Here is a 23,286-nt window from a genome sequence, read left to right as displayed (position 1 = left end):
CAGATGCTCTCCCAGCTGAGCTATGCGCCCAAAAATATGATAATGGTGACTCCTAGGGGAATCGAACCCCTGTTACCACCGTGAAAGGGTGGTGTCTTGACCGCTTGACCAAGGAGCCAAATTAAATTTTATGTTTTAAATTTATGTCGTCTTTACGACCCAACAATAGATATATTACAAAAAATAAGACTCAGTGTCAACACTTTTTTAAAAAATTTTAAATTTATCTTTAAAATTTAGTTATTTGAGGTTATCAATTAATAGCTTCTGATTGCTTTTCAAAGCTTATTATTTATATCTAATTTAGCCACCTTTACTTACTTATCAAATAATAAAGGTGGCTATATTTTTTACCTAGCCATATCAATTTATACAAGATCTCATAACTTAGACTTCTTAAAATTAAAATTCTTAATGTTAAAATTAACCCTCTATAATTGATATAAATCTTTTATTAGCCACCTTTAAAAACAATTTAATATTGTCCGCTATGATCTTTATGCCTATCTTGGTAATCACCTTTACCTTTATTTTTATCACCTATATAAGCGCCTTCTTTTGGAAACATTTTTCTGAGTTCTGCATTACTTTTAGGTCTATCTTTTTGTCTATGTTTATTATCATCCATGGATATCCCTCCTCATACTTTACTCATTGCAAAAATATAATTCCCTTATAAATATATTTATATACTTATCCTAATTCTACTAAAGCACATCCTTCAACAGCTTCTATACCGTGATCCTTACAATAGCTTAATATTTCTTCACTTTCTGCTCCTGGTTGGATTAACACATGTTTTATTCCAAGTTCATCTGCTTCCTTTACAAGCTCTATGCCACTCTTAGGATTTATACACAAATCCACTGCATCAATATGATAAGGAACTTCTTTTATACTTTTGTAAGAATCCTTAGTCTTTGCTCTAGGATTTACTCCGCTGACATTATATCCATTAGCACTGAACTTTGCTAATATTTTAGAAGCATATTTTTCATTATTCTCTACATCACCTACAACAATCCAATTATCATATTCCATCAAATCTTTTGCACTCATATCATACACTCCTTTATTTGTTTATAATATATATACACTAATTTAGGCTAACTAGAGATTAAAACACAAATAACATCCTTAGTCTTAACCTTGCATACCTATCTACTATAGTATGTGAATTTTAAAATTATATATTACTATTATAATAATTACATAAAGTATACATAATTTAGATATTCCATTTAATATTACACTTTATATAGCTATACTATTTCTATGATTTAAGAATATATTAACATCAATTTCAACTATTAATTATATTCTTAAATTCTCTTCTAAGAAATAATTAGAGTTATAAAACATCTTTAGATTTAAACTAAAGTTCAAAAAAGTATAATAACCAATTAATTATTGTTTAGATTTAATTGTTATTTAGCAAGCTTTTATGCTAAAAATATAATTATAGGTTTTTTACAAAAACTTAATTTATAATTTTTTTAAATTCACACCCAAATGGCAGAGTTTTAAAAATAACTTTTGCATTGAAATTATACACTTTTAGATATTCATAACATCAGTTAAAAGGAGATTATAAGCAGATGAGTAATATACATCATGATATAGTGGTAGTAGGCGGTGGTGCATCAGGTCTATTAGCTGCTATTACAGCAAAAGATTACGGCGCAGACGTGGCAATCATAGAAGGCTCTGATAGAGTTGGTAAGAAAATCTTAACCACCGGTAATGGACGTTGCAATATAAGTAATTCGCTAATTGGTTTTCCATTTGAAAATTATCATAGTGAAAACCCAAATTTTTTTAACCATTGTCTAAATAACTTTTCAGTTGAAGACACAAAAAACCTATTTCTATTACTTGGATTACCTATAGTAGAATTAGAAAAAGGGAAAATGTATCCACAGTCACTTCAAGCTTCCTCAGTTGTGGATATATTAAGATTCGCTATAGAAGATAGAAATATCCCTGTGTATAATTCTTTTAAAGTTAAAAAAATTGTCCACAATAATAATATTTTCAAGTTATCCACATCAGATTCATCTTTAGGTACTATAAGCTGTGGAAAAGTTATATTCGCTTGTGGAGGAAAATCAGCACATAAAACAGGATCAGATGGTTCAGGATATAACTTGGCTTATCATTTAGGGCATAGTATAGTAGAACCAATCCCAGCATTGATACAGCTTAAACTGGAGCATAGAAGTTTAAAAGCTCTATCAGGAATAAAATTTGATGGAGTTACTGAAGTGATAGTAGATGGAGTTTCATTACGAAAAGAATTTGGAGAAATACTTTTTACAGATTACGGTATATCAGGACCTCCAATTTTACAACTTTCTAGGATAGCTTCTTATTCTCTTTCAAAGAATAAAGACGTGATAATTTCTGTAGATATGACACCTGGAAAATCTGTTGAAGATATACATAACTTTTTTGAATCACATTGGGCTATAGTCTCACATAGAACCTTAATGGAGTCATTTATAGGTGTAATAAATAAGAAGCTAGTACCAATCTTACTAAAAGAAGCTGGGATACAAGATATCCATAAACCTTGCTATAGCCTAGACTGGAAGGAGAAAAATAATATAATTAATCTATTAAAAAGTTGGTCCTTTAAATGCATTGGTACTAATGGCTTTGATAGTGCACAAGTAACTGCTGGTGGTATCAATACTAAAGAGGTAGATCCTAAAACACTTCAATCTAAAATTATTCCTAATTTATATTTTTGTGGAGAAGTGTTAGATGTAGATGGAGATTGTGGTGGTTTTAATCTGCAATGGGCTTGGAGTTCAGGTGTCTTAGCTGGAAAAAGTGCATCTAATTAAAATAAACATTCTATATAATAAAAAATCGCTAATATTCATTCATTAGCGATTTTTTATATATTTATCTTATTACCATACACATCTTACCGTAGCTAAGACTTTTCCGTCTTCATCTTCTATCTTATGAACACTTTCTATGCTGCCTTGTAGATTATTTATGCTGCTAGAAGAAGTTATCTCATGTCCAAAAGTTGTTTCTTTTAAGAAGTTAACAATTATTCTTTTAATACTATTATCCTTAATGAGACCAATTGGCAGACTCTCTACTGCCCATTCTATGTACTTTACATTATTAACATGAAGATTAGAATCTATATCTCCATACCTTACTCTAAAAGTCTTTGTAAAATCATATTCTTTAATTGGCTTAACATCATCAATATCTATTGAATAATTCAAGTCATCTTCTACTCCATATAACTTATACTGCTGATCAGGTATTCTTATTGCTCGTCTCTTTTCTAAGTCGACAAAGAAAAATATACTCTTTCCCTCTATAATTACATTTCCATCAACATCCAAAACAATATACTTTCTGTAAGCATAAAATTTTCTGAAACCTATTGGTTCGGTAATCACCTTTATCTTTTCTTCTATATCTGGATATCTGTGAATTTCTATATCATATTTATAAAACACCCACGATTGATTATCCTTCATCATAGCCTTAATTCCTGCCCCCAGGCTTTCAGACTGCCTAAAACCTATGTCACACAGGAAATTCACTATAGTGGAAATAGATGCCTTTAGATTCCATGCTACATCGTGGTAATTTATCTCGTATTCTTTTTCAAATTTTTTAAGCATAAAGCCTCCATCACTACTTATATACTATAATTTTAACATAAACGTTAAACATTATACCTCATTGATTTCTATAACCTACTGCTATGAAATAGAAAGGTTTGTATAGTCCTATTAAAAAATTGATATTCCAATTTTTACTGATATCTTTTGTATATTATACTTTGTAGAATTTTCATCTTAGTTATCCATCCCTATAAAGTAAAAACAAGGACGTCTTAAAAAAGACGTCCTTAAAAGTTCTTATTTATTACTTATTTAAAGCAACTACTAATTCATCAAGGTTTAATCCATGTACTAAAGCAGCTTCTTCAATAGTTTCTGCTTGAGCTGATGGACATCCAACACAACCCATTCCAAAGCTCATCAAAACTTCTGCTTTTTGTGGATATGTTCTAACTACTTCACCTATTGTCATGTCCTTAGTAACCATTACTATCAACCTCACTTTTTAATAATTTTATGTTACAAGCTTACTTTAATTATTATACTAGATTATTTATATAAATTCAACCAAAATGGTCGGATTTAAATGTAAACTTATCTAGTATATTTTTCAAGCTGTTTTCTTACTACCTATAAGTTTATTTTACATAAAAAAAAGTTTTTTTTCAGTAACATAAGTTACAATAATATAAATCTTTTATAATTTACTATACAACAAAAGAAGAACCTATTTTATAGATAGGTCCTCTTTCAATACAAAAGCGTTAATTATCTTATAGATCTCTAACTCTCATAGTTTGATCTCTTCTAGGTCCAACAGAAACTATTGATATCTTTGTATCAGTTATTTCTTCTATTCTAGCTAGATACTTCTTAGCATTCTCAGGAAGTTCTTCATAACTTCTAGCATCAGCTACAGATTCATCCCATCCATCGAATTCTTCATAAATAGGCTCGCACTTAGCTAAATCTTCAAGACTTGCTGGGAAATAATCAATGATAGCGCCATTGAACTTATAACCAACACAAACCTTTATTTTCTCTAATCCTGCTAGAGTATCGATCTTTGTAACAGCTAAAGATGTTAATCCACATACTCTTACTGTTGTCTTTAATATCACCAAATCCAACCAACCACATCTTCTAGCTCTACCAGTAGTTACTCCAAATTCATGACCTTTTTCTCTTATCCATTCTCCTGTTTCATTTTCCAATTCTGTTGGGAATGGACCTTTACCAACTCTTGTTGTATATGCTTTTGCAATACCAACAGCATTAGTTATCATTGTAGGACCTATACCTACACCATTAGATACTCCACCAGAAGTAGTATTTGATGATGTAACATATGGATAAGTACCATAATCTATATCAAGCAACATTCCTTGAGCACCTTCAAATAAAACTTGTTTATTGCTCTTTATAGCATCATACACCTTTACTGATGTATCTTGTATATATGGTCTTAATCTTTCTGCATAAGCTATATAATCATTGTATATCTCTTCAAAACTTAATGCTTCTCCATTAAGAACAGTAGTTATATACTCATTTTTTGCTTCAACATTTATTTTCAACTTTTCTGTAAATACATCTTTATGTAGTAAGTCGCAGATCCTTATTCCACTTCTTTCATACTTGTCGGTATAACATGGGCCTATCCCCTTACCAGTAGTTCCTATATCATTCTTTCCTCTTGCTTGTTCCTTTAATCTATCTAATACTCTATGATATGGCATTATAAGATGAGCTCTATCACTAATCATAAGCTTTTCTGGAGTTACTTTTACTCCTAAATCTTCAAGGTAATCAATTTCTTCAAATAGAGCCTTTGGATCTACAACAACACCATTTCCTATTATATTTAATTTTGAATCATAAAGTACACCTGATGGTATCAAATGTAACTTATATTGTTTATCTTCAACTTCTACTGTGTGACCTGCATTATTTCCACCTTGAAATCTAACTATAACATCAGCTTCTTCAGCTAAATAATCAGTCATCTTTCCTTTTCCTTCATCGCCCCACTGAGCTCCTAAAACTATAAATGCTGACATAACCCTTCCTCCTTAAATACATCAGTTTACTTGGTTACACTCATTCATTATTGTCATTCCTAATAAGTCTAAAACTTATATAAATTCTAATAGTAATAAATTTAATATAATTAAATTCCCACCTAACATAGTATCAAAGTAAATATATTAGGTCAATGGAAGTTACGAATATTTTTTAACACTTTTATTATATAGTTCGTATATTGCACCTAAAATTATATATTTATAACTATTACTACTAACTATATTTAGCATTATTTTAAAAATTTATAATTCAAAAAATATTTTTTTATATGTTTGTAATAAAAAAAGACTATTTACAATTTAAATTTTAAAATTATAAATAGTCTTTTTTGCTAATTTTTTAAATTATATTAGAGTTCTACACTCTTTATCTTGCTGAAACTATATCCTTAATACTCATATTTAAGTTTTTCTTAAGCTCATCAATTTTCTTAGTTTGTTCATCAACTTGCTTAGCAGTACTATATCCTTTGCATCCTAATATAATTCCATCAAAAGTGTTTATATATTTATTATGGAAATCATTCAAATCACTACTATGATTTAAAGCTTGTGCTTTATTTCTCAATTCTGACAGCTTGTTTATATTTTGATCAATATTCTTATTATTTTCTATATCATCAACTGCTTGTTTTGCTTCAGATGATATATCTTTTACATCATTAAAATATGCATAGTCAATCTTATATCTATTAATCTCATCACCAACAGATTTTTTTGAAATAAATATATTGTACGCACTTACACCTAAAGTAAGGATTAAAATAATGGTTATTATAGTTTTTATTATGCCTTTTATAAACTTAAACACTAAATATAAAAGTATTAGGACTACTAATAATAAAATTATATTGTCTGTAGTAATTCCACCCATTAAACCCACCTCCTATTTTTTATATTATATCATAAATATAGTGGCTAGGTTTAAACTTCTATAATCACTGCAGTTGACTTAATACTCAGTAAATATTTAGCTATTTTAAACATCATATGTTTTCTTTACATCTATGAACCTTCATAATCTATATAAAGAATAAATTTGAGGCAGTGTCATAAACATCTGCCCCAATGTATTATCTCTTATTCTTGGTACTTTTATTTTCTGGATTCAATCCACTATTCCCTCTATTCTTATATCCAGTTTTTGATGATCTAGATTGTGAACTCTTATCAGATAATCCCTCATTTACAGATTTTTCACCACTCATACTATCAACTCCTTTTATATTATTATGTAGATGTATGACCTGATTACAAAAACTTTATTATAAAATCCGCTAATCAAAATAAGAAAGTTTTTTGAATAATGTAAAATTTAAATTAAACAGTCACACATAATAAAAAGTTTCTCCAATAAAAAAATATGTATTCCTTAAATGCAAAAGAGACTATCCTGTCTTGGATAGCCTCTCCGCAGTCATCAAATAATATTAAGAGGAGTCTATTTGGTTAATGCTATGTGTGTTTGCCTTCGAAAACCAATCTCCACTAGTATATAAGTAAGATGCAATTATTTTGCCCAGTAAAAGCATCTATTCTTATTTAAAAGTTTGTTTGAGAATGATTATCACTATCTAAAGTTTATATCTTTTTCCGCCCTTTGTCAATAGGCATTTTAAATTTTTTAAATTAAATTTTTTACTACATTTATATCATTCTAAGCTGAATAATTTTTATTTAATTTACTAATAACCTCCTTAGCTTTTTCGTGATTCTGATTATACCTCTTATACATGTTAGCTTTTTCTTTAAGTCTTAATCGTGCATCTCTCTCAGGATGCTCTAGTATATATTGTCTACAGTTATCAGAACAAAAGCCTTCTTGTTCCTTTTCACATTTTTCACAACATATATGCTGCTTATGACAATCATCATTAGTACAATTTATATATCTATCTGATTCTTCTCCACAGTGAGTACATTTAGCTATAACTATATCTTCATTTGTATTATTTATCTTTACGGAAATTCTTTCATCAAAAACATAACACTTTCCATCCCATAACTTCCCTCTTACTTCAGTGTCTTTACCATAGGTCACTATTCCACCTTCAAGATGATACACATCATCAAACCCGTGGTCTAAAAGTACTCCTGTCAACTTCTCACACCTTATTCCACCAGTACAATAAGTAAGTACTTTCTTATTCTTATATTCAGACAAATTATCATCTATCCACTTTGGAAATTCCTTAAAATTGCTTACATTTGGCCTTATAGCCCCTCTAAAGTGACCTATGTCATACTCATAATCATTCCTTCCGTCAACTATTATTACATCTTCTCTTTGGAGCATTCGATAAAATTCCTTTGGCTTCAGATACTTTCCAACCTTTTCATTTGGATTTACATCATCCTCTGGAAGTAAAGTTATTATACTTTCCTTATGTCTTACATACATCTTTTTGAAAGCATGTTCATTTGCTTCATCAACTTTAAAGATCATATCTCTAAATCTATTATCTAGCTTTAATTCATTCATGTATCTTTCTGTTTGATCTACAGTACCTGATACAGTTCCATTTATCCCCTCATGTGCAATTAGTATTCTCCCTTTAAGTCCTATATCTTTACATAATTTTAAATGTTCTTTTGTAAATTCTTCACTATCCTCTATATCTATAAACTTGTAATACAGCAATATTCTATATTTATTCAAAACAATCACCTCTTTAATAATTTAAATTTCTTCTATATAACCAACCATATAAATCTATGTTTATTAATAATAACTATTTACTCATAATTATTTTCTTAAATATAATAACTCAAATATATAATATTGTAAATGATAATTTTTATCATTTGCTCCTATTTATTAGCTAATCCTAAGCTCACAAAAATCCCTCTAAAAATGCAAAAAAGAAGTAAATACTTATTACTTTAAGTACTTACTTCTCCAAATTCAAAATCTATTACATACTTTTAGATTTCTCTTCACACTTCTCCATAGCCTTTATTATAGAAGATCTCATTCCACCATTCTCTAATTCTATTACAGCTTCTATTGTAGTACCTCTTGGTGAACAAACCATATCCTTAAGTTCTGCAGGATGTCTTTCAGTGTCTAATACCATTTTTGCTGAACCTAATACAGATTGTGCAGCTAATTTATATGCTTTCTTTCTCTGAATGCCCATTTTAACCGCTGCATCCGCCATAGCCTCTATAAACATAAATACATATGCTGGAGAAGATCCACAAAGTGCTATAAATCCATGAAAGTCCTTCTCATCAAGTATTTCAGTCTTTCCAAAAGAATTGAATATACTTATTACATAATCAAGTTCCTCTTCAGTTATATTATTCGAAGGGCAGATAGCGCTCATAGCCTCACCAACTAAAGCAGGAGTATTCGGCATAGTTTTAATTAATTTTACCTCTCTTTTAAAAGTATCCTTAACTTTCTCAAGCTCTATACCAGCTGCAATAGTAATAACTATAGTATCAGCACTTATGACATCTCTTATTTCTTCAATTACTGCATCATACATAAATGGTTTAACTGCTAAAAATATTATGTCGGCCTCAGAAGCTATTTTCTTATTATCTATAGTAGTTCTTATTCCAAACTTTTGTTCAAGAGCTTCTGCTGATTTCTTAGTTTTGGTAGATGCAATAATATTATCATTTGTTACAATACCTGATGCAATTATACCTCCAACCATAGCCGCCCCCATGTTTCCACAACCAATAAACCCCAAAATCTTTTTCATTTAAATTCACCTCGTTAAAATATATAAAATTTCACCACATTTCAATTAATTAGCCGTCTTTTCTTTCATCACTTAAAGCCTTTTTTACAGCCTTATTCCATCCTAACAAAAAGTTATTTCTTCTATCTTCACTCATATAAGGTTTAAATTCTTTCCCTACATTCCAATTGGTCTTTATGTCTTCAATATCCTTCCAATATCCAACTGCTAATCCTGCGAGATATGCAGCTCCAAGTGCTGTGGTTTCTATAACCTTAGGTCTATATACTCTTGTATTTATCAAATCAGCTTGAAACTGCATTAAGAAGTTATTAGAAGATGCTCCACCATCAACTTTCAAACTTGTTAGCTTTATATCCGAATCATCTTCCATAGCCTTTAGAATATCATATGTTTGATATGCTATAGATTCTAAAACAGCTCTTACTACATGCTCTTTTTTTGCTCCTCTAGTTAACCCAGTTATCATTCCTCTAGCATATTGATCCCAATAAGGAGCACCGAGTCCTACAAAAGCCGGTATAAAATAAACTCCATTTGTATCCTCTACTAGCCATGCATATTCTTCTGATTCCTTTGATGTATCAATCATTTTCATCTCATCTCTAAGCCATTGTACAGCAGCTCCAGCTACAAATACACTTCCTTCTAATGCATAGGTTATGTTACCATCTATTCCCCAGGCAATTGTAGTTAGTAGCCCTTTATCTGATTTTACAGGATTACCTCCAGTATTCATCAGCATAAAGCATCCAGTACCGTAAGTATTTTTAACTGATCCCTGCTCATAACATGTTTGTCCAAACAAAGCAGCTTGCTGATCTCCAGCTACACCGCATATAGGAATTTCATCACCAAATAATCTACTATTAGTAATAGCAAATACCCCACTTGAATTCTTAACTTCAGGCATCATACTTTCTGGTATGTTAAAAATCTCCAACAACTCTTTATCCCAACATAAATCATGTATATTATATAATAATGTTCTAGATGCATTAGAATAATCAGTAACATGAACACTTCCATTAGTCAACTTCCATATGAGCCAGCTGTCCACTGTTCCAAAAAGCAGTTTCCCTTCTTCAGCTTTCTCTCTAGCACCTTCTACATTGTCTAATATCCAAGCAATCTTAGAGGCAGAAAAATAAGAATCTACTCTAAGCCCAGTCTTAGTCATTATTTTGTTTTCATAACCTTTAACTTTGATTTCATCACAATATTCAGCGGTTCTCTTACACTGCCATACTATTGCATTATAAACAGGTACTCCAGTAGTTTTATCCCAAACTATAGTGGTTTCTCTTTGATTTGTAATTCCTATCGCTGATATTTGAGATGCTTGAACTCCAACCTTAGCCATAGCCTCAATTGCCACACTATACTGAGTAGACCATATCTCCATTGGATCATGCTCAACCCATCCTGCTTTTGGATATATCTGCGAAATCTCCATTTGTCCTATTGATAATATGTTACCCTCCTTATTAAAAAGAATGCATCTAGAACTAGTAGTTCCCTGATCTAATGACATAATGTATTTTTCCATATTAACCTCACGCAATAAATTATTCTATACCCAATTCTTATAAGATTTTATTTTAATAATTATTTATAATATAACAGTATATATTATAATCTCCGTACTAACGTTCTATTATTAAAACTAATAATAGACTTAATCTTCCACTTATAATTGAACTACTCTATAGAGATTCATTACGAAAACTTAATTTATACTTATTCGAAAATCGCGCCCTATAGCTTTAGTGTATATAAATTAATAGTTGAGTTAGGAACTCTATATCTTTAATTATAACCAAAGTCAAAGTTATAATAAACCAAATTTCATACTTTTATAATAACCTAAATAAAAAAAGACAATTAATATATTATTAAAATATTCCCCCAGTCAAGAACATTCTATATACTAATTGTCTCTTAATCTATATTTTAAAACTTATTTTGACTTAACCATTTTTAACAGATATCATAATTATTTTAATTCACAGCATACGCCGTCTACATTAAGTATTTCAAAAACATTGTGGCTAATCCTAAGAAAAAGAAGAAACCACATACATCTGTAAATGTTGTAACAAAAACTGCTGAAGCAAGTGCAGGATCTATATTTAACTTTTTAAGAATCACAGGTACAAGATACCCAACTACTGTAGCTAAAGACATATTTAGTATCATAGCAATTCCAACCACCAATCCAAACACGGGTTTATTTGCCCATATGAAACCTAGTATAGCCACAACTATTCCAATTGCTATTCCATTAAACAATCCAGCAATAACTTCTTTTAGGAATACCCTTTTTGCATTTTCTTTGTTTAATTCACCTAAAGCTATTCCCCTTACTATAAGAGTTAAACTCTGAGTCCCTGCATTGCCACCCATACCAGCTATTATTGGATTGAATGTTGCTAATATTACTAATTTATCTATTGTAGAACTAAACAATCCTACTGTAGCACCAGCTATTATAGCTGTAATTAGATTTACTAGAAGCCAAGGAAGCCTACTTCTTACTGAATTCATAACTGAACCATCTACAGCTTCACCTTCATTAAGTCCTCCAAGACGATATATATCCTCATTATCCTCTTGCCTTACTATATCAATAATGTCATCAAAAGTTACTACTCCTAACATTTCACCTAAATCATCAATTACAGGCATTGCCTGAAATCCATACTTTTGAAATATATTAGCAACTTCCTCTTGGTCCATATGTACAGGTACACTCTTTACACTAGTTGTCATTATACTACTTATTTTAGTATCGAAAGATGCTATTACTAAATCTCTTAATGATAATATCCCGGTTAGTATTCCGTTACTATCGAGAACATATAAATAATAAACAGTCTCTGCTTCTACTCCAGTAGTTTGTAAATAACTTAATGTCTCTTTTACCGTCATATTCTCTTTTATTGCTATAAATTCAGTGGCCATTATACCACCAGCTGTATCTTCCTCATAAGTAAGCAATTCTTTAACTTCTTCAGCATCTTCTTTATCTATATTACCTAAGAATCTATCTACTTTATCAGGCTCTAGATTTCCTAAAAGGTCTGTTATCTCATCAGAACTCATTTCATTTAATATCTTAAATTGCTCTAATTCTGAAAAAAGCTCCAATGCTTCTTGTTGCTCATCTTCATCCATCTCTTCAAATATATCTGCAACAAGCCAGTTAGGAAGTTTCTTTAATATAGAATACTTTTCATCATCAAGCTCCCTTAGTACATCCAATATATCTACTGGATGCACCTCTTCCAAAAGTTTCTCTAAACCCTCAAGAGATTGAGTTAGTAGTATTTCTTTTACTTCTTCTTTATCGAAAGTTTTCATTTTACTTTTCCTCCTCACCATGTAGAAGGAAAGTATGTCAAACAATATAAAATGTTTAAGTATAGTTGCTTCCTTCTACTTCTTAGTATTCAATTTTTCAATGTGTTTTAAGCAACTATGCCCGTCACATTCCATAATTGTTATTCACCTCTCGTTTTTATTTCTTATATAATTTATTATATATTTGTAATAAAAATATTAAGCATTAATTAATGAACTACATCCAAATTACCAAACTTACTATATTGTCCAAGCCATGCAAGTTTAACTGTACCAACTTCACCATTTCTATGTTTAGCGATTATGCATTCACCAACATTTTTATCATCAGTTTCTTTGTTATAATATTCATCTCTATATAAAAACATAACTAAGTCAGCATCCTGTTCTATTGAACCAGATTCTCTAAGGTCAGATAACATCGGTCTATGATCTGCTCTTTGTTCAGGTGCACGAGATAACTGAGATAAAGCTATAACAGGACATTGCATCTCTTTAGCTAATGCTTTTATACTTCTTGATATTTCTGAAACCTCTTGTTGTCTACTTTCCCCTGATGTACTGCTTCCACTCATAAGCTGGAGGTAATCTATCATTATCAAATCTATACCATACTCCATCTTAAGTCTTCTACATTTCGATCTCATTTCCATTACAGTTACACCAGCTGTATCATCTATATATATCTTAGCTGAAGATAACGGGCCAGCTGCCCTAGCTATATTCTCCCAATCCTTATCTTCTAAATTACCAGTCCTAAGACTAACCATATCTACGTTTGCTTCAGAGCACAAAAGCTTATAAGCTAATTGCTCCTTAGGCATTTCTAAAGAAAATATAACTACACTTTTACCATCTCTAAGAGCAGCATTTTCACATATATTAAGAGCAAAAGTAGTTTTTCCCATTGAAGGTCTTGCTGCTATTAGAACCATGTCTCCTTTTTGGAAACCTGAAGTTTTAGAATCTAAATCAACAAAGCCAGAAGCTACTCCAGTTAAAGCACCCTTGTCATTAAAAAGTCTCTCAATTTCGGCAAAGCCTCTTTCAAGTATTGTACTTAAAGATTCAAAATCTCCAGTATTTCTTTTTTCTCCTATTTCAAAGACTCTCTTTTCAGCTGAGTCTACTACCTTCTCAACATTATCCTGACTATTGTAGCAATCTTCTATTGTTTCAGTAGAAGATCTTATTAATTTTCTTAAAGTAGCCTTCTCAGACACTATCTTTATATAAGAACTCAAGTTAGCAGTAGTTGGTACAGAACCACTTATTTCAGTTACGTAAGTCATCCCCCCTGCTTTCTCTAACCTGTCTGTAGCCTTCAAATATTCTAATAGAGTTACCAAATCAATAGGTTGATCTTTTTGAATCATCTCAGATATGCTTAAAAAAATAACCTTATGAGCTTCCCTATAAAAGTCATCAGGTGTTAACGCTTCTGCAGCCTGAGCTATTGCTTGCCTATCGATTATCATAGAGCCAAGCACTGATTGTTCAGCTTCTATACTCTGTGGTAAACTCCTCATGATAGGTGTATTATCCATATGATTCGCTCCTTCTCCATTATATTTGCATATAATATTATGAATTTCTTTTAATAATTAATCAATACATTTATGAAAATAACTACTTTTTTAATTAACAAAATGAGGCTGCACATAATGCATCATTATACATTATGGACAGCCTCATAGTTTTATTATACCTCGAAAACTATTTCCATAAGCGATTCTATAGTTTCAACAGCTTTTACTTCTATATCCTTTAGACCTAGAGGCACTTCTTTTTCATTGTCTTTAGGAACTACCACTAGCTTTATTCCTTTTCTTCTAGCTCCATATACCTTTTCAAATATTCCACCTACAGGTTTAATCTTCCCTCTAAGGGATATCTCTCCAGTAACAGCTATATCTTGTCTTATAGGCTTGTTAAGCAAAGCACTAATTATACATACGGTTATAGCTGCTCCTGCTGAAGGACCATCAATATTTCCTCCACCAATTACATTTACATGTATGTCATAATCTTTAATATCTTTATCAGTTATCTTTCTTATAACTGATGCTGCATTAAATACAGAATCCTTTGCCATAGAACCAGCTGTTTCATTAAATCTAACTTGTCCAGTTCCTTTGTCCTTAGCTTCAAAAACAGTTGCTTCTATCTCTATTGTAGAGCCTAAAAATCCCGATACACCTAAGCCATATATGTGTCCTATTTCTGATTTTGTATCACTATCAACTCTTTCATAAGGTATATATCTACCTATTGAAATAACTTCCTCTACATCTTTTAATGTAACAGTCACTTTTTCAGGCACATTGTCCTTGAAATTATACAAAGCATATCCATAAGCGTCAGAAAGTATATTTACAGCCTTTCTACCTTCAATGGTATATCTTGATATTAATTCATCTACACCTTCTTCAAGCGCAACTTGAAGCTTATCAGAAGCATCTATTATTATAGTTTTAATATCTGAGACAGTAAGAGGCTCAAAATAAACTTCTGTACATCTTGATCTTAAAGCTGGATTTATGTCGCCAGGATCTCTTGTTGTTGCTCCAATAAGCACAAAATCTGCTGGTGCTCCGTTCTCAAATAGATACTTTATATACTTTGGAGTATTTTCGTCGTCTGGATCATAGTATGATGAGGAGAATTCAACTCTTTTATCTTCTAAAACTTTTAAAAGCTTATTTTGAAGGATATCATCTAATTCTCCTATTTCGTCTATGAATAAAACTCCTCCGTGTGCATCCGTTACTAGACCTGGCTTTGGCTCTGGAACTCCTACCTCAGCTAAATCTCTTTTACTTCCTTGGTATATAGGATCATGAACTGAACCTAATAATGGATTTGTTATTTCTCTAGGATCCCATCTTAATGTTGTACCATCTACCTCTACAAAATTAGACTTATCATTAAATGGTGTAAAGCTAAGCTTTTTAGCTTCTTCTAATGCTAGTCTAGCTGCAGTTGTTTTACCTACTCCTGGAGGCCCGTACAATATAATATGCTGTGGATATGGTGAAGCTAATTTAGAAATTAGTGACTTTATAGCTCTTTCTTGTCCAATTACTTCGTCAAAAGATGATGGCCTAACTAAGCTCATTATATTCTTATTAGGTACCTTTGCATCCAGTGTTTCAAACTGGGCATATTTCTTTAAAGTCTTTGCATTTTCAGGACCTTTTTGTTTTCTTATAATTCCAAGCTTCATCTCATCAATATACTTGTCTTGTTTTTCCATGATAGCATCTTGAACTTGTTCTTCAATCCTACTCTGAATATACTTTCTTGCTAACTCTTCTGAAAGCCATCCATATGTATCCTCTAAAGCTTCATGTAAATTAGCTTCAGATGGTACGGCTTTTAATCCCTTACCATCTGAAACTATCTTATTTAATGCATATAATCTATCGTAAACATTTCTTGATTTAACATATTTATTTAATTTATGTCTTACAGTTCTTGCTCTAACAGCACCTTCATCAAGAACATTCTTTGCAACCTCAAAAAGAACACTAACTTGTGATTCTAAGTTCATTCCGCTCTTAAATATATCTTGTAAAACATCTATATCATTTTGTGATTTCAAACTATGACTCCTCCTTATACTTGTGGAGCAATAACAACCTTCATCTTAGTGCTAACTTCTGGGTATAATTTTACTTCTATATCATAAGTTCCAGCTAGCTTTAATGTATCCATGACTATCTTTTTCTTATCGATTGTCACGTTGTATTGTTTCTTTATCAATTCAGCTACATCTTTGCTAGTTATAGCTCCAAATAGTCTTCCACTATCGCCTGTTTTTGCTACAATTTTTATTTCTTTATTTTTAAGTTCATCAGCTAACTTTTGAGCCTCTTCAATTTCAGCAAGTTTCTTTCTTCTTTCAGTTTCCTTCTTAGCGTTTAATACATGAAGATTTGAATCATTTGCTTGTTCTGCTAGATTCCTAGGAAATAAATAGTTTCTAGCGTATCCATCTGATGCCTCTATAACATCACCTTTCTTACCTAACTTCTTAACATCTTGTAATAATATAACTTTCATTTTATTCACCTTCCCTTAAGTTTTCTGATATAGCTTTTTGTAATATTTTTTTTGCATCTTCTATAGCTACATCTGTTAGCTTAGCACCTGCCATAGTCATGTGACCACCGCCTCCAAGGGATTCTAAAATAACTTGAACATTAACATCACCTAAGGACCTTCCACTTATGTGAATGTCTCTATCTATTTTAACAAAAACAAAGGAGGCTTGAATACCTGTAATATTTAGTAAATCATCCGCAACTTGTGCAGCTATTACAGTTTGTGTAATATTTGGTGGACATACAGCAATAGCTATATTATTTACCACTTCTGCAGATCTTATAGTTTCTGCTTTTTGGATATAACTCTTTAAATCATTACTAAAGAATCTCTTTATATCAACTGTATCTGCTCCAGCCCTTCTAAGAAAAGATGCAGCTTCAAAAGTTCTTACACCTGTCTTAAACACAAAATTCTTCGTATCCATAGCTATACCTGCAAGAAGTGCTTCAGCTTCAAGCTGGTGTAACTTTGGTTTTTCAAGCATATATTGAACAATTTCAGTAACTAACTCTGATGTTGATGATGCATATACTTCAATATATGTCAGAAGAGCTCCTTCTATAAAATCAGGACTTCTCCTATGATGATCAATTATAACAATCTTCTTACTTTTTTCATATATATTTTTATCTAAAACATATCCCCTGCTATGCACATCAACAATTATAAGCAGAGTATCATCATCTATACTACTTGCTGCAGATTCTGAGTTAATAAATACATCATCATAGTCTTTAATTTGCTTTATCTTATCTAAAAAACCATCGATAGCTTTATTATCATTATTGAGAACAATATTGCATTGCTTACCCAATTGACGTACTACTGCAGCAATTCCTACCGCAGCACCAAAACAATCCATATCAGGATTCTTATGTCCCATTATATATACTTTACTGCTTTCATATATTAAGTCTTTTAATGCATGCCCAACAACTCTTGCTCTTACTCTCGTTCTTTTTTCTAGCTCTTTCTTATTACCACCAAAGAAAGAAAGTTTCTCACCTTTTTTTACTACAGCTTGATCCCCACCTCTTCCAAGCGCTAGTTCCTTTGCTGTAATCGCATAAGCATGATTTTGGGATGGTGAGCTACCTCCTCTCCCAACGCCAATACTTAGTGTAACCTCCATCTTATTACCTAAATTTATTTCTCTTACCTTATCTAGTATATCAAATTTTGTGGCAATTTGAGAATCTATATTATAATCAGGTACCGAAAGCACATATTTATTGTTGTCATATTTTCTTATCATAGCATTAAGTGCTTGAGCATATAAATTTATATTTTTTTCTACCTCTGCTATAAGAAATGGACCATTATTCTCTTCTGTCATTTTTACAACTTCACTCAAATTATCAACTTCTATAAGCATTACACTTTCCTTAGTTGCTTCTGTTATATTAGTTATATCATTAAAATAAACTAAGTGTATATTATCATTCTCTTCTAATTTTAAGTTTCTTGAATAAATCTCATATATGCGTTTATTCAACTTTGCTTTATAGTAAATCCCATTAGATAATTTCATTATTTCATCAAGTTCTAATCCCCTTACTATCGATGAAATAACTTCTCCGTTATAATTAATTGATTCAAATGTATCTTCAAATACTTTATTATGCCAAATGACTTCTCCATTTTCTTTTATAATTACTAATGGATATATCTGCAGCATCATAGTTTCTCTCACAAAATCTTCAACTATATACGTAACATTTATCTCTTTAGACTCTACAGTTTCACCATAAGAATTTTGATCCTTATTCTCTGATTTAGATCTATAATTAAAATAATAAATACTTAACCCTATTGTTATCAGTAAGAGAATATAAGCAAAATACATATAGCCTTGAAATAATATAATCAGAGATAGTATTATACAAATAATTATTGAAATCATGTAGCTTGATTTAGTCGTCTTAGAATTATTCATATTTTGATCTCCCCCTTAAAAATAATTTTAAGGCTACTTCTTTATAAATTTTTTTCTCAAGGCATTTCCAAGGCTGTTTGGATCCAGGCCTCTAATATCAAACACTAAATCTACTAGGCCAATATAAAAAGCTACACTTGAAACCCCTGAAAAAACTATAAATATACATATGGCAATAGCAATTCCATTTTTCACATTAGTCTTAGTCTTTAAATAGTAGTATACAATAGATGTTCCTACAATTATTAATGTAAACTGCAATATTGTCATTGAACTAGTAAGTATATAGTCTCCAACCATAACTCCCCTAGACTTTAAGATTATTCCCAAACAGACAATAGAAATCACGAGCGCACCAACTCTATTATCTAAATACCAATTCATAAAATTTCTTATTGGATCAAATTTGTGTCCAAATCTCTTTAGCATCTTTTTAGCTATTACATAATTTAATAATGATATTATTGCGGTACAAGCGATTAATACCGCTGGAATCATGAATAAAATAGTATTCACATTAAGTTGTTGTATTTGTTGATATGCAGGGTTTGTGCTCATATCAATTCCAGCATTCTTATATATGTCTCCTGCCATCTTCATTTGATCTATCATCTGTTGAATCATTTGTACTAAACTTACGTTTGTTACCAATAGTACTGTCAGATACACGTTTATAATAATACCAATTAAATTAGCTATACTTGTTATAACTAAAGTCAATGTTGATTTAAATCCTCTTGATATACAAAAACCTAATGATAAACCGGATACTCCATATAAAACAGCTGAAGCTATCGCTAATAAAGGATTGTAGAACATACTAATTAAAATGGTACTAACTATAACCGATAATATAGCAACTACTTTATTATGCCTTAAATATAATAACGTTATTGGCACTGGTAAGACAAAGAAACCGGCCATTCCTATTACTGGAACATATGTAGTAATCATAAGAATTATAAATACGATTACTGACATCAATCCTGCCTCTACCGTAGATCTTGCCGTATACTTACTTTCTTTCATTATTTTCCTCCAAAGGTTAATTTCTTTCTTTAAGATGGCTATGCAATCTACTTAAGTTTTTACCATCCTTTTCTATATTATCCCCCTCTACAATACCAACCTTAATTTTTTTCTTCATATCCTCGTCTACCTCAATAAATGAGTAACCTAATTTATCTGCTAATAGATATAAAATTATTATTGCCCCGGAAATGCATTCTAGTACTGCATCATGTGCAACATTACTTCCTTTAGTTAATAATCTAAAGAATTCTGCTATTATGCATAGTAGTTGGGCTTTTAAATCTTCTATAATTTTTATATCAGACATAATATTGAAATTATCTTTTTTCATCATATCAACCTCATATTCCTAACCTTTCGTATATAATATATATTTTAATTTTTTTCTTGTGGTATTTCAACCAAATATATCTAAAATACATGATTTAAATATTTTTATTAATAAAATAAGGCTAATTTAAGCAATAAGTTACTTAATTTAGCCTTATATACATAATCATTTATATTTATTATTATCTTTATTCCTATAATAGTCACTTAATATAAACCTTTCCCATGTCAAATAACTATCTTCTACATGTTTTCTTTCATCATGCTTACTATATTACTACCATTAAATTAAAGTTAATACCATTTATAGCTGAATGTAATAATCGGCCGAAAAGTATTGTATTAATAATTATTTATATACTATCTATACTCCTAAAGTGGTACTTGATGCTTGCTAAGGTTTTGATCATTATCTTTGTCTCTTTCTGCTCTTAAAAATACTCGCAATAAATAATTAATTAAACCAACTATGATAGCAATAGGTATAGGAACTATACTATTCCTTATGAAACTATGAGTAATATTTATACTCATCATTAAAGAACTTACTATCATAGATAAAACTAAACTTAGAAGAGGTACTACAGATGTTCTTATATTACATCTTATGTTTTTAAAATTCCTTTTAGTGTATATAAATCTTACAATTCCACCTATTAAGTAACCTAAAGAAATACTTAAAACATAGTTTATATTTAGGCTAGTGAGTACATAAAAGGTTGTCATCGGAATTAATATACTGTTAAAAACTCCACTTATAATATGATCTTTTCCTCTTATCACAATAGTTTCTTTTGAATTATTTAAAGCCATAAATATCATGACCCAACAAACTATAAAAGAATACCTATCTTGAGACTCAGTTATAAGATACAATAAGGAATATCCACAAAAAATCACATAAAATATAATTACTAAAGGATTTTTATTATATGATTTCTTATTATATAAACTTAAATAACTAAATATCAAAAGAACCACATAAAAAGCTTGAAATAATAATGCCCCTCTCTCCTCAGTATTTATAGCAATCTTCCCCCCATCAACTCCTAGTACAGCCCAGTATGATGCGCTAAAATCGCCCTCTCTCCATTGAAAAGAAAACTTAGCCAGATAAAAAACAGCTAGTTTTCCTACTGGTGTCGTAGTAATTCGTCTTTTTATTTCTTCTTTACAAGCATTTGCTAGGGCCTCATTATCACCTTCATATTTATCAATCATAGCTGCATCTTCATGATTCCAACGCCCCCAACTATCTTGGTTGGTACCTTTAAGAACCGAAGTCCAAGCAGTTTCACTTCCTTTCCATAAATCATACTGTGTTATACCTTCATATTTCAATATACTGTTTATAGCTAAAAATGGTATGATAAATGTTAGAACAATAAACAAGCTTTTCTTTATTTTAACTAACCAACTTTGCTTAGTATAAATAAAAATCATCATAAAATATGCTATAATCAAAACTTGTCCAACAGCTCTGAAAAAATGCCCTATCATAAGAAGAAATCCTGATATTATCATGTATTTCTTATTTCCATTTAGACCTAATATAAAAGTATATATACTTAGAAGATAGAAAGGAATTGCCATATTCTCAGTGCAAAATACTCCAGTATATATAACTAGCGGTGGATATAACGCTGTTAAGAAAGCACCATAATATGCCTTTTTTAAGTCCTCTTTAAAAATAATTCTGCATATTCCGTATATAATAATTATGTTTATAGAGGAAAGAATTACATTTACTACTTTCAAAGCTACTAGCGGATAAGTAAAGATATATCTAAACAAAGAGAAGTATAATACTAAACCTGTCAAATGAGGAAATCTAGCTATGTAATGAGTTCCTTGAAATCCATAAAGATCCCCCTCTAAAAAATCTCCAGCAACTACATAAGCTCTATTAAAATCAGATATAGGTCTGTTATCTATTGACAGAGCCCATGATAATCTGAGAACAAATCCAATTAAGAATATAAATATTAGAATAGTTCTTTTGCTACATCCTTTTTTAATCATTTGGTATAAAACAAATCCTATCAATAGTATTAAACTCATAACCGCTGCAGAAAATAAATACATATTTTTATTTATGTACATTCCTAGAAGTATTGTTGCTACTATTACTATAGGAAAGAATACCACCCTAAGTGAACCCAATACAAACCTACTAAAACCATTCATTAATTATATACTCCTTATTTATAAAGATGTATATAATTGTAACATAATTTTTTTCATTTTTTACAATTTAAGTAATTTTTAAATTTTCTGTAATAACTTTTTAATATTTAATTAAACTGTTATTTTGTTCTTTTATAAAAAAAATAAAATCCCACAATTTTCACTGTGGGATTTAACTACTTATTCAGTAGTAAATGGTAATAATGCTATATTTCTTGATCTCTTTATAGCATCAGTTAATTGTCTTTGGTGCTTAGCACATGTTCCTGAAATTCTTCTTGGAAGTATCTTTCCTCTTTCAGTTACATATTTTCTTAACTTATTGATGTCTTTATAATCTATAGAAGTAGCTTTTTCAACGCAAAATCCACAAACTTTTCTCTTGGATCTTCTCATTTTTCCGCCATTTCTCTTCATTCCACCGTTATTATTATTATCTCTCACAACTTTCCCTCCTTACCTTTTAGAATTAGAATGGGATATCTCCATCATCTACAGGAGTCATATCCTCATCAAAGCTCATACCACCAAATGGATCATTTGACGGAGCTCCATATTCAGAACCGCCACCAAAATTATTGTTTCCTGATTGTGAGTTTCCAGCTCCTTTTCCAAGGAATTGAACCTCGTCAGCAACTACTTCAGTGACATATCTTTTAGAACCATCTTTGGCGTCATAACTTCTAGTTTGAATTCTACCACTAATAGCCATTTGGCTACCTTTACTCATGTAATTGGCAGTAGATTCAGCTTGCTTTCCCCATACCACTACTGATATGAAGTCTGCTTCCTTTTGCCCTGATTGACGATTAAACTTGTCAACGGCAAGAGTTAGAGTAGTAACCGCAGTTCCTGCTCCAGGTGTAAATCTAAGCTCAGGATCTTTTGTAAGTCTACCTATAAGAATAACTCTATTCATTTCTTATACC

At 30.7% G+C, this 23,286-nt stretch carries 21 protein-coding genes and 1 tRNA gene; 1 reads left to right on the top strand and 21 read right to left on the bottom strand.

Features of this window, described 5'->3' with window-relative positions:
- Nucleotides 1-43: 43 nt before the first annotated feature.
- From OCU55_RS13290 to OCU55_RS13280, 3 genes are all read right to left on the bottom strand, one after another.
- A tRNA-Glu gene (locus tag OCU55_RS13290) sits at nt 44-118 on the bottom strand.
- Nucleotides 119-475: 357 nt separating this feature from the next.
- Entirely contained in the window at nt 476-628 is a 153-nt protein-coding gene (locus OCU55_RS13285; RefSeq protein WP_200268537.1) for a hypothetical protein, read from the bottom strand.
- A 65-nt stretch (nt 629-693) separates the two neighbouring features.
- Complete coding sequence (locus tag OCU55_RS13280; RefSeq protein ID WP_261852799.1) at nt 694-1,059, bottom strand: CoA-binding protein; 366 nt, start codon at nt 1,057-1,059, stop codon at nt 694-696.
- A 539-nt stretch (nt 1,060-1,598) separates the two neighbouring features.
- Between OCU55_RS13280 and OCU55_RS13275 the strand changes: the two genes are divergently transcribed.
- Complete coding sequence (locus OCU55_RS13275; RefSeq protein ID WP_261852798.1) at nt 1,599-2,849, top strand: BaiN/RdsA family NAD(P)/FAD-dependent oxidoreductase; 1,251 nt, start codon at nt 1,599-1,601, stop codon at nt 2,847-2,849.
- Nucleotides 2,850-2,918: 69 nt separating this feature from the next.
- On the opposite strand, the gene OCU55_RS13270 is transcribed toward OCU55_RS13275, so the two are convergent.
- The 18 genes from OCU55_RS13270 to OCU55_RS13185 form a co-directional block, all read right to left on the bottom strand.
- On the bottom strand, nt 2,919-3,656 hold the full coding sequence (locus OCU55_RS13270) for an acyl-[acyl-carrier-protein] thioesterase (RefSeq protein ID WP_261852797.1): 738 nt from the start codon (nt 3,654-3,656) through the stop codon (nt 2,919-2,921).
- A gap of 247 nt (nt 3,657-3,903) precedes the next feature.
- Nucleotides 3,904-4,086 carry a DUF1858 domain-containing protein gene (locus OCU55_RS13265; protein ID WP_183279549.1) on the bottom strand — a complete coding sequence of 61 codons (183 nt, stop codon included), beginning with the start codon at nt 4,084-4,086 and terminating at the stop codon, nt 3,904-3,906.
- 286 nt (nt 4,087-4,372) lie between these two features.
- On the bottom strand, nt 4,373-5,659 hold the full coding sequence (locus OCU55_RS13260) for an adenylosuccinate synthase (RefSeq protein ID WP_261852796.1): 1,287 nt from the start codon (nt 5,657-5,659) through the stop codon (nt 4,373-4,375).
- Nucleotides 5,660-6,050: 391 nt separating this feature from the next.
- A complete protein-coding gene (locus tag OCU55_RS13255) occupies nt 6,051-6,557 on the bottom strand; it encodes a hypothetical protein (RefSeq protein WP_261852795.1) in 507 nt (168 codons plus the stop codon).
- A gap of 199 nt (nt 6,558-6,756) precedes the next feature.
- Nucleotides 6,757-6,891, bottom strand: a complete 135-nt coding sequence (locus OCU55_RS13250; protein WP_261852794.1) for a hypothetical protein — start codon at nt 6,889-6,891, stop codon at nt 6,757-6,759.
- Between the two features lie 449 nt (nt 6,892-7,340).
- Nucleotides 7,341-8,342 (bottom strand): oxygen-dependent tRNA uridine(34) hydroxylase TrhO, encoded by a 1,002-nt coding sequence (trhO, locus tag OCU55_RS13245; RefSeq protein ID WP_261852793.1) that lies wholly within the window; start codon nt 8,340-8,342, stop codon nt 7,341-7,343.
- A 256-nt stretch (nt 8,343-8,598) separates the two neighbouring features.
- Complete coding sequence (proC, locus tag OCU55_RS13240; RefSeq protein ID WP_261852792.1) at nt 8,599-9,399, bottom strand: pyrroline-5-carboxylate reductase; 801 nt, start codon at nt 9,397-9,399, stop codon at nt 8,599-8,601.
- Between the two features lie 49 nt (nt 9,400-9,448).
- Nucleotides 9,449-10,948: a glycerol kinase GlpK gene (gene glpK / locus OCU55_RS13235; RefSeq protein ID WP_261852791.1), complete on the bottom strand. Its 1,500-nt coding sequence runs from the start codon at nt 10,946-10,948 to the stop codon at nt 9,449-9,451.
- Nucleotides 10,949-11,421: 473 nt separating this feature from the next.
- Complete coding sequence (gene mgtE, locus OCU55_RS13230; RefSeq protein ID WP_261852790.1) at nt 11,422-12,762, bottom strand: magnesium transporter; 1,341 nt, start codon at nt 12,760-12,762, stop codon at nt 11,422-11,424.
- Between the two features lie 209 nt (nt 12,763-12,971).
- The gene (locus OCU55_RS13225; protein WP_261852789.1) at nt 12,972-14,309 is read right to left on the bottom strand and encodes a replicative DNA helicase; all 1,338 of its coding nucleotides are present in this window, start codon (nt 14,307-14,309) and stop codon (nt 12,972-12,974) included.
- Between the two features lie 155 nt (nt 14,310-14,464).
- Nucleotides 14,465-16,366 carry a Lon family ATP-dependent protease gene (gene lonC / locus OCU55_RS13220; protein ID WP_261852788.1) on the bottom strand — a complete coding sequence of 634 codons (1,902 nt, stop codon included), beginning with the start codon at nt 16,364-16,366 and terminating at the stop codon, nt 14,465-14,467.
- 14 nt (nt 16,367-16,380) lie between these two features.
- Nucleotides 16,381-16,827 carry a 50S ribosomal protein L9 gene (gene rplI / locus OCU55_RS13215; RefSeq protein ID WP_261852787.1) on the bottom strand — a complete coding sequence of 149 codons (447 nt, stop codon included), beginning with the start codon at nt 16,825-16,827 and terminating at the stop codon, nt 16,381-16,383.
- Between the two features lies 1 nt (nt 16,828).
- The gene (locus tag OCU55_RS13210) at nt 16,829-18,808 is read right to left on the bottom strand and encodes a DHH family phosphoesterase (protein ID WP_261852786.1); all 1,980 of its coding nucleotides are present in this window, start codon (nt 18,806-18,808) and stop codon (nt 16,829-16,831) included.
- Nucleotides 18,809-18,841: 33 nt separating this feature from the next.
- Nucleotides 18,842-19,837: a YybS family protein gene (locus OCU55_RS13205; protein ID WP_261852785.1), complete on the bottom strand. Its 996-nt coding sequence runs from the start codon at nt 19,835-19,837 to the stop codon at nt 18,842-18,844.
- Nucleotides 19,838-19,853: 16 nt separating this feature from the next.
- The gene (locus OCU55_RS13200) at nt 19,854-20,171 is read right to left on the bottom strand and encodes a MazG-like family protein (protein WP_261852784.1); all 318 of its coding nucleotides are present in this window, start codon (nt 20,169-20,171) and stop codon (nt 19,854-19,856) included.
- Nucleotides 20,172-20,542: 371 nt separating this feature from the next.
- Nucleotides 20,543-22,357: a glycosyltransferase family 39 protein gene (locus OCU55_RS13195; RefSeq protein ID WP_261852783.1), complete on the bottom strand. Its 1,815-nt coding sequence runs from the start codon at nt 22,355-22,357 to the stop codon at nt 20,543-20,545.
- 180 nt (nt 22,358-22,537) lie between these two features.
- The gene (gene rpsR, locus OCU55_RS13190; RefSeq protein ID WP_183279878.1) at nt 22,538-22,774 is read right to left on the bottom strand and encodes a 30S ribosomal protein S18; all 237 of its coding nucleotides are present in this window, start codon (nt 22,772-22,774) and stop codon (nt 22,538-22,540) included.
- A gap of 52 nt (nt 22,775-22,826) precedes the next feature.
- Nucleotides 22,827-23,276: a single-stranded DNA-binding protein gene (locus OCU55_RS13185; protein ID WP_200268499.1), complete on the bottom strand. Its 450-nt coding sequence runs from the start codon at nt 23,274-23,276 to the stop codon at nt 22,827-22,829.
- Between the last annotated feature and the right edge of the window lie 10 nt (nt 23,277-23,286).

Origin of the sequence: Clostridium folliculivorans (assembly GCF_024341905.1) — a bacterium.
Classification (GTDB): Bacteria; Bacillota; Clostridia; order Clostridiales; family Clostridiaceae; genus Clostridium_AR; species Clostridium_AR folliculivorans.
The sequence above is the reverse complement of the archived record's forward strand: the minus strand, read 5'-3'. Positions and strand labels throughout refer to the sequence as shown.

Coding starts and splice junctions, on each gene's coding strand:
- OCU55_RS13285 (WP_200268537.1), bottom strand. CDS start 628: ATGGATGATAATAAACATAGACAAAAAGATAGACCTAAAAGTAATGCA.
- OCU55_RS13280 (WP_261852799.1), bottom strand. CDS start 1,059: ATGAGTGCAAAAGATTTGATGGAATATGATAATTGGATTGTTGTAGGT.
- OCU55_RS13275 (WP_261852798.1), top strand. CDS start 1,599: ATGAGTAATATACATCATGATATAGTGGTAGTAGGCGGTGGTGCATCA.
- OCU55_RS13270 (WP_261852797.1), bottom strand. CDS start 3,656: ATGCTTAAAAAATTTGAAAAAGAATACGAGATAAATTACCACGATGTA.
- OCU55_RS13265 (WP_183279549.1), bottom strand. CDS start 4,086: ATGGTTACTAAGGACATGACAATAGGTGAAGTAGTTAGAACATATCCA.
- OCU55_RS13260 (WP_261852796.1), bottom strand. CDS start 5,659: ATGTCAGCATTTATAGTTTTAGGAGCTCAGTGGGGCGATGAAGGAAAA.
- OCU55_RS13255 (WP_261852795.1), bottom strand. CDS start 6,557: ATGGGTGGAATTACTACAGACAATATAATTTTATTATTAGTAGTCCTA.
- OCU55_RS13250 (WP_261852794.1), bottom strand. CDS start 6,891: ATGAGTGGTGAAAAATCTGTAAATGAGGGATTATCTGATAAGAGTTCA.
- proC (WP_261852792.1), bottom strand. CDS start 9,399: ATGAAAAAGATTTTGGGGTTTATTGGTTGTGGAAACATGGGGGCGGCT.
- glpK (WP_261852791.1), bottom strand. CDS start 10,948: ATGGAAAAATACATTATGTCATTAGATCAGGGAACTACTAGTTCTAGA.
- mgtE (WP_261852790.1), bottom strand. CDS start 12,762: ATGAAAACTTTCGATAAAGAAGAAGTAAAAGAAATACTACTAACTCAA.
- OCU55_RS13225 (WP_261852789.1), bottom strand. CDS start 14,309: ATGGATAATACACCTATCATGAGGAGTTTACCACAGAGTATAGAAGCT.
- rplI (WP_261852787.1), bottom strand. CDS start 16,827: ATGAAAGTTATATTATTACAAGATGTTAAGAAGTTAGGTAAGAAAGGT.
- OCU55_RS13210 (WP_261852786.1), bottom strand. CDS start 18,808: ATGAATAATTCTAAGACGACTAAATCAAGCTACATGATTTCAATAATT.
- OCU55_RS13205 (WP_261852785.1), bottom strand. CDS start 19,837: ATGAAAGAAAGTAAGTATACGGCAAGATCTACGGTAGAGGCAGGATTG.
- OCU55_RS13200 (WP_261852784.1), bottom strand. CDS start 20,171: ATGAAAAAAGATAATTTCAATATTATGTCTGATATAAAAATTATAGAA.
- OCU55_RS13195 (WP_261852783.1), bottom strand. CDS start 22,357: ATGAATGGTTTTAGTAGGTTTGTATTGGGTTCACTTAGGGTGGTATTC.
- rpsR (WP_183279878.1), bottom strand. CDS start 22,774: ATGAAGAGAAATGGCGGAAAAATGAGAAGATCCAAGAGAAAAGTTTGT.
- OCU55_RS13185 (WP_200268499.1), bottom strand. CDS start 23,276: ATGAATAGAGTTATTCTTATAGGTAGACTTACAAAAGATCCTGAGCTT.